Raw genomic sequence first — 12,521 nt, forward strand, 5'->3', positions numbered from 1 at the left:
TTTATTAAGGTGGAAAAAGGGCTACACTAAAATAAAGGCTGCGAAATTACTTTCACAGCCTTTGTATTTTAATTTAGAGTTTCTTTTTATTTGAAAACAAGAACACTGTAAGGGCCATTCTGATTTTCTTTAGGTAAAATAAACCTGATGTGCTGTTTTCCTTTCTGGTAATCAACATAAGGCTCTTTTGTAATAATTTTCCCTTTACCAGTCTCTTTATAACCAGCATTTAAAGCAGCTGAAAGATACTTATGATAATCTCTCTGTTCCGGAAATTCACACTCTATTCTGTCCTGGGATTTATCTTTAGTGTAGACAAATTTTCCAATTTTAAATGTATGATCAGGACTTTCATATTCGTTCAGGGTGAAATCTGCACTTTCTGTTTTGTCATTAAAGCTGAAATTAATCTTCTTCATTTCATTTTTAAATTCAGACATACCAAGCTTATTGAATTCTGCAATTTTTTCTAATGTAAATGCCTGAGCTGATACCTGAATACTTAATACGATAAAAAACAGCAATGTTAATAGAGATAGAGTTTTTTTCATTGTATGATAAAAGTTTATAAGTTTAAAAGAATAGTCTTCAAGTTTTTGATAAAGTTATGAATTTTTCTTTAATACGTTTTGGAAAAGTATAATTTGTTCCTGATTGAGGTTCTTTAAATAAATTTTACGCTCTCCATTGATAAGATAACCCGGATAAGATACCAACTCCACAGAATGCTTACTAATATAAAATTCTCTTAAAATGGTTGGTCTTTTTGTATTCCTTTTATCAAAATTAGAAAATATAAGGTTAATAAAACGAGTAGGAATACAATAAAGAGTCTTGGGAAATAAAAATATTGAATTGGAATTGATTAATACATCAAAATTACACCATTCATATTTTTTCCGCAGAAAGCCGTTTTTAGTAACAATTGTACCACTAATATTCTGTAAGACTTTTGAGTTTGGTTGTTTATATTTTGAAATAATTTTCTTTTTTTGTATAGAAAAGAAGATTCCTGAGAGAACAGCAAATACTAAAGAAGCTAGGAAAAAGTAAAAAAATAAGTCTGTAAACATATTAATTAAAAGACTGAATTTATTTATATAATTTCTGAATAAGGATTATTTCTCCAATCTCCAGTTCTCTAATACAAGACTAATAATAGGATCATTCCACGTTTCAAAATTTTGAAGCTGAGGTTTTACAGGTATAATTGAGGTTTTAATCCATCGGGTATCTCCAACAATATACATCATGGCATCGTACATTAGACTGATATTAAAAGGATTTTTTACCTGAAGTAGCATTCCTTTATTTTTTCTTTCTTCAGTATTTTGTGAAAAATCTATCTCTATAGTTTTTTCAGGATTTATATTGGCTTTAACCACTTTCATGGCTTCAATCTTTCCATTTTTTACTTCTGTTTCTATAAACAAATGTTCACCTGGATAAATCTGTAAAATATCGTCTTTTACAAAATACGGCGATTTTTTGATCTCCTGTTGGTAGAATCTAACAGAATCCACCTTGAGTTTTAATGTAAATGCTTCTCTAAACTCACTTTGTCCAAAGCAAAAATTAACCACAACACATGAAAGTAAAATAATTATTTTCTTAATATTCATACTTTATTAATATTACTCTTACAGTATCTTTATTGAAATTCAAACGTAAAGTTAAATACTATATTATACATTTTAAGAAACAGGCAGCCTGAAATAAAATGTGCTTCCATTATTAGGGGAACTGCTTACTCCAATTTCTCCATCCTGTTTCTCAATAAAATTCTTTGAAATAGCCAAGCCGAGACCTGTTCCGTTCTGGTGCTCGCCAGGAACCTGAAAATACCGGTCAAAGATCTGACGGTGGTACTTTTCATCTATACCACTTCCCGTATCTGTAATACTGAACTGAATAAATGAATCTATTTTTTCCACCAAAATCTTTATATTTTCATCCTGAAAAGAGTGTTTCACAGCATTGGTAAGAAAGTTATTCATCACCCAAACCGTCTTATCAAAATCTGCAGCAACAAAATCTGTGTCTTCCAGAAGATATTCCATATTCACTGAGATATTTTTCTGTTCTGCCAGTTTTTCTACATTTTTCACCGCCGACTGTACAATCTCTTTAGGGGAGCATTTTTCAATTGTCAAACGGATATTTCCGGATTCTACCTGTGAAAGATTAAGCAGTTCACCGGTAATATCCAGCAAGCGCTGCCCATCTTCATTGATACTTTTCAGTAGTTCTTTCTGCTGGTCATTCAGTTCACCGAATTTCTGATTTCCCAGTAACTGTACGCCCATTTTTATGGCAGAAATAGGAGTTTTCAGTTCATGAGAAATGGTAGCTATAAAATTCGTTTTAGCAAAATCCAGTTCCTTAAAAGGGGTAATATTTCTCAGTAAAATAACCTTTCCAATATATTTTTTCTCCTTTTCCCCGGTTTTCACAATATTGATAGGAACAATATCCTGTTCAAAATAGTTCTCTTTATTATCGCGGACGATCTTCATAGGTTCTTTTACCGGATGGTCAATATTTTTCAACAGCTCCCGGATCAGATCATTGTTTACAGCAACTTCATGAGCTGTTTTGCCTATAATATCGTCTTTGTTCAGGTTGGTGATTTTCAACGCTTCGTCATTAATCATATAGATAAAATGGTTTTCATCCAATCCAATCACGGCATCATGCATATTGTTTACCAGTGTTTCAATCCTCTTCTTATCCATGAGCTGTTTAGAAAGTGTACTGCTTTCATACTCCTGAAGCTTTTCAGCCATGGTGTTGAATGATTCTGCCAGGCTGTTGAATTCTTCACTTCCTTTAAAATGTACCCTTTCATTATAATTTTTATCAGCAATCTGCCTGATACTGAATGTCAGCTGATTAATAGGTTCTGCAATGGTTTGCGGTAAATTAAAAAGTAAAATAAAGGCTATCAGAAAGCATACCGTTCCCAAGCTAACAATCCAGAAAGTAGCATTACCGGCAGTGATGATGGCAATATCGCTTTTCCTTTCAATGCCTTTCATATTTAAAGACATTATCTTCGTAAGATCTTCCCGGATCAGCTTTTCTTTACTGTATGAAGGTTCTTTCAGGTAACTGTTAAAATGTAAATTCAGATTCTGAGTAGCTTCTTTTTCTCCGAATTCCGTGAGATTTTTTTCCTGTAACTGGTTGTTTTTCTGAAAATCTGCAATGGCCACCGCACTGTCGCTGCTTATATTATCCAAAGCCAGGAGCATATTTTTAGAAAACTCCAGGCTGTTATAGTTGGCTGTAAGGATTTTCTCCGTATCAGATTTCAGTTTATTGATATACACAGACCCTATCACTGAAAGCAGAACGATCAGAAAAAATAAAAGGCCTACGCCTAAGGTAAGTTTAGTTTTAAGTTTCATTACTTTTTTTAAGATAAAATAATAATATCTATTTGCCTTTCATTCAATCTGTTCATAAGGGTATAGATCCAGCTATACCCCAACAGGCGCTGCCAAAATCTGGCGTGAGGCTTTCCGATACAGACTGTTGTTATATTATGGGCAATTACATACTCCAGAATTCCATTATGAACACTTCCGTCTTTGATCCGGACCACTTTTGCTCCCAATTCCTGTGCTAAATTAAAATTATTAATCAAATACCGCTGTTTATCCAGTGCTATTTTTTCAGGATTTTCTGAGGGCTTCTGAATATATAAGACCGTCCACGGACTATTATAGTAGCTCGCCAGCCTGGCTGTTTTCCTAATGATTGTTTTGGCAATTTTTTCATTGCTGCTGATACAGGCCAGAAATTTTATCGGTTTAAAATTTTCAGTCTTGATTTCAGTTTCTACTTTTCTTTCCACGTGAGTGGCCACTTCCTTTAAAGCCAGTTCACGAAGCTGTAAGATATGTCCGCTCTGAAAGAAATTATTCAAGGCGGTCTGAATTTTTTCCTTTTTATAGATCTTTCCTTCTTTCAGCCGGGTCAGTAATTCATCAGCGGTAAGGTCTATGTTTACCACTTCATCTGCAATAGCAAGAATTTTATCCGGTACACGCTCTGTAACTTCAACTCCTGTGATTACTTTTACTTCTTCATTCAGACTTTCAATATGCTGAATATTCATGGCACTGATCACGTTGATCCCATTATCCAGAATCTCAAGGACGTCCTGCCATCTCTTTTTATTTTTAGATCCTTCTACATTGGTATGGGCTAATTCGTCCACCAAAACAACTTCAGGATGTTCATTGATAATAGCCTGAACATCCATTTCTTCCAGGTTTTTACCTTTATAAAAAACTGATTTTCTTGCAATTTCCGGGAGACCTTCCACCAAAGCCACTGTTTCTTCCCGGCCATGCGTTTCTATATAGCCGATCTTTACATCAATGCCGTTCCGTAAAAGGGACTGAGCTTCCTGAAGCATCCGGAAAGTTTTTCCTACGCCTGCACTCATCCCTATATAGATCTTGAATTTTCCTTTTCTGGATTTCTGGATCAGTTCTAAAAAATGTTTTGCTGATGACATTGATTCCTGCTTTTACAGTATTAAGTTATTATAATTTTTATTGAACTACAAAAGGGACAAAAGCTTTCCTGTATTTTAACACAATTTTGTCATTCTGAAGAAATCCAGCCTCTTAACTTCAAAGGATAAAAGGTCATATTATGATTGATTACTTTTATTTACCTTGTCTGGATTCCTACGGAATGACAAATTGAATGGATAAAATTTCCAAAAAATTTTTGTCCTTTTTGTAGTTATTTCGTTTTTACCATCAAACTTCTAAAACCATGCTGCCAAACTTGTTGTCACAAAGAAATTTCCCTGCTTCATTTCGCCATTTTTTACAAAAACGGCATCTTTAGAGGTAAATCCTCTGGCCTCGGTACGGAAAATCACGTTTTTTAAGATCGCATAATCTACATTCAGTGAATATCCAAAAGTCTGAAATCCATTAGGAGTTCCCGAATTAATAATCACTCCTTTTTTATCATTATAATATTCAAATCTTCCGGCTAGGGCCCATTTTTGATCTAATTGATATTTCATCTGTACATTCGGGCTGTACCAGATATTATATTGCTCACTTCCTTTGGATTTCTGCTCTGCTCCGATATCAAACCCCAGCAATGCTGAAAATTGATCCGTCAGCTGAAAGCTTCCAAACAAATCGTGGAAATACCGCATTCTTTTTTCTTCTTTTGCCTTATCATTTCCAATGAATGAACTGCTGTTCAGTGTAATCTTATCATTAGGTTTGTAAGTTACCTGATGTCCAAAAGAAATACTCTGATTTCCCTCTGCTTTTGCAATGCGCTGCCATCCATTCAGTACCAATCCGCTTAAAAACCATTTTCCATTATCTGAAGTATAGGAAAGCTTGGCTCCGGTCTCAAAATAAGGAGAGTTCTCTGCTGCAAGGCTTCTCGTCAAATTGATATTATCCTTTCCTATGGCACTTTCCCAACCGATATGAGAAGGCATAATCCCCGCATCAATCCATAGATTTTTATTCTTTGATATTTTGATCCCGATATTCGCTTCATTTACATAGCGTAAGGCTTCCTGTTCGGCAGCCATATTATCCTGAGCATAGGTTCCTGCCATTAAAGCTACATTGGCACGAAGATTCTCACTTTGATAATTGGCTTTTACGAGACCCAGATTCAGGTTTACTTCATTATGCCTGTTGTATGAATATAAAAAGTTTTGACGAAGATGATTACCCGGTTCATTAGCATCGTAGGTGTAGAAAAGCTCTGCATAGGCAGAAAAGGTAACTTTATTTCCTATTTTTAATGAATCCGAAGATTGTGCTTTGGGAAAGAAAACACCCAACAGCATTCCTATAACAATATATTTTTTCACGTTATTTCTAATTATTTTAATTGATCTAAAGCAATATTCAGCTTTAATACATTTACTTTTGAGGGTCCGAAAAGCCCTAAGAATGGACCTTCAGTCTGGTTTTTAATTAAATCTTTCACCTTCTCTTCTGAAAGATTTCTTAGTTTAGCTATTCTTTTTGCCTGGTATAAAGCACCTTCCGGCGAGATGTCAGGATCTAATCCGCTTCCGCTGGCTGTAGCCAGTTCTACAGGAACTTTAGCATTTTTCATTTCCGGATTATCTAGTTTTAAGGTATCAATTCTCTTCTGTACCGTTTCCAGATATTCTTCATTGCTGGGACCTTTATTGCTTCCTCCACTTCCTGCGGCATTATAGTTGACACTGGATGGGCGCCCTTGAAAATATTGACCAGATTTAAATTCCTGGCCGATATTTACATAGAATTTCTGTCCTTTATAGGTAATAATCTCCGCATTTCCCTGTGCAGGTAATATTTTTGAACCTCCGTAGACAATTACCAAATAGATTCCTACCACAGCCAGCATTACAAGAGTCAGCCTGAATGCTGAAATAATATGATTTTTCATTTTTTAAATTTTAATAGAATAAACTGATCAGTACATCAATGATTTTGATTCCAATAAACGGAACAATGACACCACCTAACCCATAGATCAAAAGATTTCTTCTTAATAAGGCACTTGCTCCAATAGGTTTGTAAGCTACTCCTTTTAATGCTAACGGAATAAGGAAAGGAATGATCACAGCATTGAAAATGACAGCTGATAAAATAGCTGTTTCCGGGCTATGAAGATTCATGATATTCAATTTTTGCAGTGAAGGGATAAATGTGATAAATAAGGCCGGAATAATGGCAAAGTATTTCGCAACGTCGTTAGCAATACTGAAGGTTGTCAGTGTTCCTCGGGTCATCAAAAGCTGTTTTCCAATCTCTACAATTTCAATCAGTTTTGTGGGATCGTTATCGAGGTCTACCATATTACCGGCTTCTTTTGCGGCCTGGGTCCCACTGTTCATGGCCACCCCTACATCTGCCTGGGCTAATGCCGGAGCGTCATTTGTTCCGTCCCCCATCATGGCTACCAGTTTGCCTTCCTGTTGTTCTTTTTTGATATAGTTCATTTTATCTTCAGGCTTGGCTTCGGCAATAAAATCATCTACACCGGCTTTTTCTGCGATAAATTTTGCGGTTAAAGGATTGTCTCCGGTTACCATTACCGTTTTTACTCCCATTTTTCGCAACCGTTGGAAACGCTCCTGAATTCCGGTTTTAATGATATCCTGAAGTTCAATCACGCCCCATACTTTTTCATTGATTGCTACTACTAAGGGAGTTCCTCCGTTTTCAGCAATTTTGGTCACAGCATCCTGTGTTTCCTGCGGGAAGATATTCCCGGCTTTTTCAGTCAGTTTTTTTATAGTGTCATAAGCTCCTTTTCTGATCCTTGTATCTTCAAAATCAATTCCTGAAGTTCTTGTTTCAGCCGTAAAATCAATATAAGTAGGATTAGGAACCAGTAAATCTTCTGATTTTAAATCGCTTAATTCAATGATAGACTTTCCTTCCGGTGTTTCATCTGCTACAGAACTCAGTGCAGAAGCTTTAATAAAGTCTTCCAGCTTAATTCCGTTTGACGGATGGAAATGGGTTGCTTTACGGTTTCCAATAGTGATTGTTCCTGTTTTATCAAGCAACAGAACATCAATATCACCTGCTGTTTCCACCGCCTTACCACTCTTAGTGATGACATTGGCCCTCAAAGCTCTGTCCATTCCAGCGATTCCAATGGCAGAAAGCAGTCCTCCGATGGTTGTCGGAATAAGACAAACAAAAAGAGAAATAAATGCTGCTATTGTTATCGGCGTCTGTGCATAGTCTGCAAAAGGCTTTAACGTGAGGGTAACAATAATAAATGTAAGGGTAAACCCGGCTAAAAGTATGGTTAATGCGATTTCGTTAGGTGTTTTTTGTCTTGAAGCCCCTTCTACAAGAGCAATCATCTTATCCAAAAATGATTCTCCCGGTTTTGTGGTTACTTTTACCTTTATCCTGTCTGAGAGTACTTTTGTTCCCCCTGTTACAGAACTTTTATCTCCGCCGGCTTCACGGATTACCGGAGCACTTTCACCGGTAATTGCAGATTCATCAATGGTTGCCAATCCTTCGATGATCTCTCCGTCCATTGGAATCTGATCTCCTGTTTCACAAAGGAAAATATCACCTAATTTCATTTCAGCAGACATTTTCAATGTGGTATCCACCTGAAATCCGGGTTTATTATCAACCACTAATTTAGCAGGTGTTTCTTCACGGGTTTTTCTAAGTGTATCAGCTTGTGCTTTTCCCCTGGCTTCAGCGATTGCTTCTGCAAAATTGGCGAACAGAACTGTAAAAAATAATATTATAAAAACTAAAAAGTTATAAGAGAAGCTTCCCTGTGATGTATCGCCAGTCAGGCTAAACATGCTTACGATAAACATGACAACGGTTCCGATTTCCACCAGAAACATGACCGGATTTTTAAACATAATTTTCGGATTCAGCTTTACGAAAGACTGCTTAATCGCCTCGTTAACCAAATCTCTTTGAAACAATGTTTGTGATTGATTTTTCATTTTTTTGAAAGAATTTTATATCATTATAAATCAATACTAACCATCAAGGGCAGCTAAAACTGTAAGGAAGAAAATGGATAATATTATGTGATGAACGTTTCAGTAAGTTTTTAGACTAACTTCCTCAGACGCTTCAGCTTCCTTAATGGCAGAATATTGATTTTAATTTTTAATGTTCATATTTTATTTAGAGAAATACTGAATCTGCTCTGCAATGGGTCCTAATGTCAATGCAGGGAAGAAAGACAATGCTGCAATAAGCAGGATAACTGCCAGCGTCATAAATCCGAAAGTAGCGGTGTCCGTTTTCAGTGTTCCTGAACTTTCAGGGATGAATTTTTTCTGAGCCAACAATCCGGCTATGGCTACCGGTCCTATGATTGGGATAAACCTTGATAACAGCAGTACGATTCCTGTTGCAATATTCCACCATGGAGTATTGTCTCCCAATCCTTCAAATCCGGATCCGTTATTAGCAGAAGATGAAGTAAATTCGTAAAGCATTTCACTGAATCCGTGAAAACCCGGGTTATTCAATGTTTTTGCTCCAAATTCCGGCAGATAAGCCGTTAAAGCCGTTCCCACAAGAATTAAGAATGGGTGAAATAAAGCCACGATCATTGCAATCTTCATTTCTTTGGCTTCAATCTTTTTCCCCATAAATTCCGGCGTTCGTCCTACCATAAGACCACTGATAAATACGGCAAGGATGATAAAGATGAAATAATTCAGAATACCTACTCCACAGCCTCCATAGAAACAGTTGATCATCATGGCAAGCAATTCGTTCATTCCCGAAAGAGGCATGGTGCTGTCATGCATAGAGTTTACAGAACCTGTTGAAATAACAGTGGTAGCAATACTCCAATATCCTGATGCAGCACTCCCAAGGCGGATTTCCTTGCCTTCCATAGCTCCCAGGCTACTATCTGCTCCCATCTCTGTAATCAGGGGATTTCCACCTGTTTCATTGATAACATTCGGAATGGTTAGCGCGAGAAATCCAACAGTCATTACTGTAAAGATGACCCATGAAAGTTTTCTTTTTTTCAAGTAAAAGCCTAATGCAAAAACCAATGCAAACGGAATGATCATTTGAGTAACCATTTCTGTCATATTCGTTACATAATTAGGATTTTCAAGAGGATGGGCTGAATTGGCTCCAAAAAAGCCACCTCCATTGGTTCCCAAATGCTTTATAGCAACAAAAGCTGCCACAGGACCTCTTGAGACATCAATTTTCTGCCCTTCTAAAGTTGTGATATGGTCTTTCCCTTCAAAAGTCATAGGACTTCCGTTAATGGAAAGTATTAAAGCAACAATTACGCTTATGGGAACCAGAATCCGAATCATCGATTTGGTAAAATAATCATAAAAGTTTCCCAGTTCGGTAGCTGTTTTGTCTTTAAAGGCTTTAAAAAGGACTGCCATTGCTGCCATTCCCGTTGCTGCTGTTACAAACTGTAAAAACATCAGGTAGAGCTGGCTTAGATAGCTTACTCCCGTTTCTCCCGAATAATGCTGTAGGTTACAGTTAACTAAGAACGAGATAGCTGTATTAAAAGCCAGATCTGCCGTCATATTGGGGTTTCCATCCGGATTTAAAGGAAGCCAGGACTGATTCAGAAGGATTAAAAATCCAATGATGAACCAAACCAGATTAATCGTCAGCATGGCATACATATTCTGTTTCCAGCTCATCTGACGAGTCGGGTTAATTCCCGATATTTTATAAATTAACTTTTCGATCGGCTGAAAAACAGGATCTAAAAAAGTTTTCTTATATCCATAGACATTAGCAATATATTTACCCAAAAATATTCCGATAACTAATGTAATAGCAAACATTGCTATGATGCCTAAAATTTCTGTATTCATGACCATTTAAAATTTTTCAGGTTTCATTAAAACATAACAGATGTACACAAAGGCAAGTATTGAAAGGAAAAATAAACTCCACATAATTTTATATTCTATCAAAAAATTCAACTGATTTATATAAAAGCCAAAACAGGACTGCACAAAGCAGAACTAAACTTATCAACATCATATCTTTATTATTAAGGTTAAAATAGTCAGTAATACGTACGATACAATCAGCAGGCTAAAAGTAGAGTACTCCCGTTTTTTAAACGTTTTTCTTGAAATTGTCATTTTTTAAATATTTTATTCATAGTCTATATGCCAAAAAGAATTCCATCCTAAAAAAAGAACATATAATACATTGTATAACAATACGATACACTAATTTAACAAACGGTATAAAAACAGGAAAGCCTATCAAAATGATAGGCTCTTTATTAAAATGATAAAAATAATTTATTTCAATCCGTATTCTTCCAGTTTACGGTATAGGGTAGCAATACCAATCTCCAGTAACCTGGCAGCTTCAGCTTTATTTCCTTTTGTATACTGCAATACTTTCTGTATATGTATTTTTTCCAGGGATCTTATGCTCAGGGAGTCACTTTCAGCCACCGCTTTCTCTGAATAGCGAGGAAGGCTTTCGGCATCAAGAATATTATTATCCATAAGAATCAGGCTTCGCTCTACTGCATTTCTCAATTCACGGATATTCCCTTTCCAGTCATTTTTTTCCAACGCTTTATAATAATCCGGATTCACCTGAATAGTTGATAAATGCAGCTTATCTGAAAATAAATTAATAAAATATTTAGCCAGCATTTTTAAGTCCTCTTTCCTCTCTCTTAATGCGGGAAGAGTAATTTCAAAAACGTTCAGTCTAAAATAGAGGTCTTCTCTAAAGTTACCTTGCTTTATTTCTTCCTCGAGGTTTCTGTTCGTTGCTGCTACAAGCCTAAAATCAGATCTTGAGAGCTTCGTTTCTCCCATTTTTATGAATTCTTTGGTTTCCAGTACCCTAAGCAGTTTTGCCTGAAGCTCAATGGGCATTTCACCAATTTCATCCAGAAACAAAGTTCCGCCATTGGCTTCTTCAATTAAGCCTTTTTTATCTCTTAAAGCACCTGTAAAAGCACCCTGTTTATGTCCAAAAAGCTCACTTTCCAGGATATCCTTACTGAATGCAGAGCAATTGATCGCCACAAAATTATTTTTCTTTCTGTCGCTTCCTTCATGAATGGCATTGGCAAAAACCTCTTTCCCGGTTCCGGTTTCCCCTGTCAAAAGTACGGCAGCATCTGTTAAAGCAACTTTTTCAGCCAGTTTCTTAGCCTGTAAAATGATAGGAGAATGTCCAATAATTTGTTCAAAACCTTTTATGGCAGTAATTTGCTGAACAACTTTTGATCTGTTGTCTTTTACTTTATCCAGTGCTTTATATACTAATGGAATAATCTTCTCATTATCATCCCCTTTTACCAGGTAATCATAGGCACCATTCTTCATGGCCTGTACAGCATCTGTAATATTTCCAAATGCGGTCATTAAAATGACTTCTAGATGGGGATATTTTGTCTTTATGGACTTGATCAGCTCAACCCCAAAGGCATCAGGAAGACGGACATCGCTTAAAACGACATCAAAATCATACTGCTCCAACATTGTCATCGCTGACCGTGCCGTAGAAGCTTCTTTTACATTAAAATTTTCTTGGGAAAGGATCATACCTAATAACTTAAGGAGTTTGATCTCATCGTCGATAATCAGAATATTTCCTGACATTATAATTGTATTTGGAAAACAGATACAAACTTATTGAATTTATTCGAGTAAAATCTACTTCTAGCGGGAAATTTCTTTCTATATATGATTATTAGGGGAATCTTAGTACATCTATGAACAGTGATGAGTGGCCAGTTTTGAGTTATGGGTTAGGAGTTAATAGTTGAGAGTTAAGAGTTGAGGGTTGACAGCGCTATCAACTATTAACTATCAACTGAGGTTGGGTATAGTTTAGAGTTGAAGTATAGCAGTATAGTTGTTATAGTATATAAACAAAAAAAATCCTCTATCTTACGATAAAGGATTTTTAAAAATAAAATAAAAACTGGCGGCGGCCTACTCTCCCGCGTTAGCAGTACCATCGGCGCTGGTGGGCTTAACTTCT

Annotated in this window: 10 protein-coding genes; all 10 read right to left on the minus strand. The window is 36.2% G+C overall.

The genetic code is table 11. From position 1 onward, the window contains the following. Positions 1-86: 86 nt before the first annotated feature. The 10 genes from MP478_RS06000 to MP478_RS06045 all read right to left on the minus strand — a co-directional run bounded on the left by MP478_RS06000 (position 87) and on the right by MP478_RS06045 (position 12,136). Complete coding sequence (locus tag MP478_RS06000) at positions 87-551, minus strand: hypothetical protein (RefSeq protein WP_257199898.1); 465 nt, start codon at positions 549-551, stop codon at positions 87-89. A gap of 54 nt (positions 552-605) precedes the next feature. Then, entirely contained in the window at positions 606-1,073 is a 468-nt protein-coding gene (locus MP478_RS06005; protein ID WP_257192051.1) for a hypothetical protein, read from the minus strand. 45 nt (positions 1,074-1,118) lie between these two features. After that, entirely contained in the window at positions 1,119-1,622 is a 504-nt protein-coding gene (locus MP478_RS06010; RefSeq protein ID WP_257199899.1) for a hypothetical protein, read from the minus strand. Positions 1,623-1,694: 72 nt separating this feature from the next. Next, positions 1,695-3,410 carry an ATP-binding protein gene (locus MP478_RS06015; protein WP_257199900.1) on the minus strand — a complete coding sequence of 572 codons (1,716 nt, stop codon included), beginning with the start codon at positions 3,408-3,410 and terminating at the stop codon, positions 1,695-1,697. Positions 3,411-3,418: 8 nt separating this feature from the next. Further along, complete coding sequence (locus MP478_RS06020; protein ID WP_257199901.1) at positions 3,419-4,528, minus strand: sensor protein KdpD; 1,110 nt, start codon at positions 4,526-4,528, stop codon at positions 3,419-3,421. Between the two features lie 258 nt (positions 4,529-4,786). After that, positions 4,787-5,872: a porin gene (locus tag MP478_RS06025; protein ID WP_257199902.1), complete on the minus strand. Its 1,086-nt coding sequence runs from the start codon at positions 5,870-5,872 to the stop codon at positions 4,787-4,789. A gap of 11 nt (positions 5,873-5,883) precedes the next feature. Then, positions 5,884-6,441, minus strand: a complete 558-nt coding sequence (gene kdpC / locus MP478_RS06030) for a K(+)-transporting ATPase subunit C (RefSeq protein WP_230041041.1) — start codon at positions 6,439-6,441, stop codon at positions 5,884-5,886. Between the two features lie 10 nt (positions 6,442-6,451). Then, positions 6,452-8,491, minus strand: coding sequence for a potassium-transporting ATPase subunit KdpB (gene kdpB, locus MP478_RS06035; RefSeq protein ID WP_257199903.1), 2,040 nt, complete (start codon positions 8,489-8,491; stop codon positions 6,452-6,454). A gap of 183 nt (positions 8,492-8,674) precedes the next feature. Then, positions 8,675-10,369, minus strand: coding sequence for a potassium-transporting ATPase subunit KdpA (gene kdpA / locus MP478_RS06040; RefSeq protein WP_257199904.1), 1,695 nt, complete (start codon positions 10,367-10,369; stop codon positions 8,675-8,677). Between the two features lie 441 nt (positions 10,370-10,810). Then, positions 10,811-12,136 (minus strand): sigma-54 dependent transcriptional regulator, encoded by a 1,326-nt coding sequence (locus MP478_RS06045; RefSeq protein ID WP_257199905.1) that lies wholly within the window; start codon positions 12,134-12,136, stop codon positions 10,811-10,813. Positions 12,137-12,521 lie beyond the last annotated feature (385 nt).

This window comes from Chryseobacterium sp. WG14, from assembly GCF_024586945.1.
GTDB lineage: Bacteria > Bacteroidota > Bacteroidia > Flavobacteriales > Weeksellaceae > Chryseobacterium.

What these genes read in the sequence shown, in the direction of transcription:
- MP478_RS06000 (WP_257199898.1), bottom strand. Translation starts at nt 551, where the DNA reads ATGAAAAAAACTCTATCTCTATTAACATTGCTGTTTTTTATCGTATTA.
- kdpC (WP_230041041.1), bottom strand. Translation starts at nt 6,441, where the DNA reads ATGAAAAATCATATTATTTCAGCATTCAGGCTGACTCTTGTAATGCTG.
- MP478_RS06005 (WP_257192051.1), bottom strand. Translation starts at nt 1,073, where the DNA reads ATGTTTACAGACTTATTTTTTTACTTTTTCCTAGCTTCTTTAGTATTT.
- kdpB (WP_257199903.1), bottom strand. Translation starts at nt 8,491, where the DNA reads ATGAAAAATCAATCACAAACATTGTTTCAAAGAGATTTGGTTAACGAG.
- MP478_RS06045 (WP_257199905.1), bottom strand. Translation starts at nt 12,136, where the DNA reads ATGTCAGGAAATATTCTGATTATCGACGATGAGATCAAACTCCTTAAG.
- MP478_RS06015 (WP_257199900.1), bottom strand. Translation starts at nt 3,410, where the DNA reads ATGAAACTTAAAACTAAACTTACCTTAGGCGTAGGCCTTTTATTTTTT.
- kdpA (WP_257199904.1), bottom strand. Translation starts at nt 10,369, where the DNA reads ATGAATACAGAAATTTTAGGCATCATAGCAATGTTTGCTATTACATTA.
- MP478_RS06010 (WP_257199899.1), bottom strand. Translation starts at nt 1,622, where the DNA reads ATGAATATTAAGAAAATAATTATTTTACTTTCATGTGTTGTGGTTAAT.
- MP478_RS06020 (WP_257199901.1), bottom strand. Translation starts at nt 4,528, where the DNA reads ATGTCATCAGCAAAACATTTTTTAGAACTGATCCAGAAATCCAGAAAA.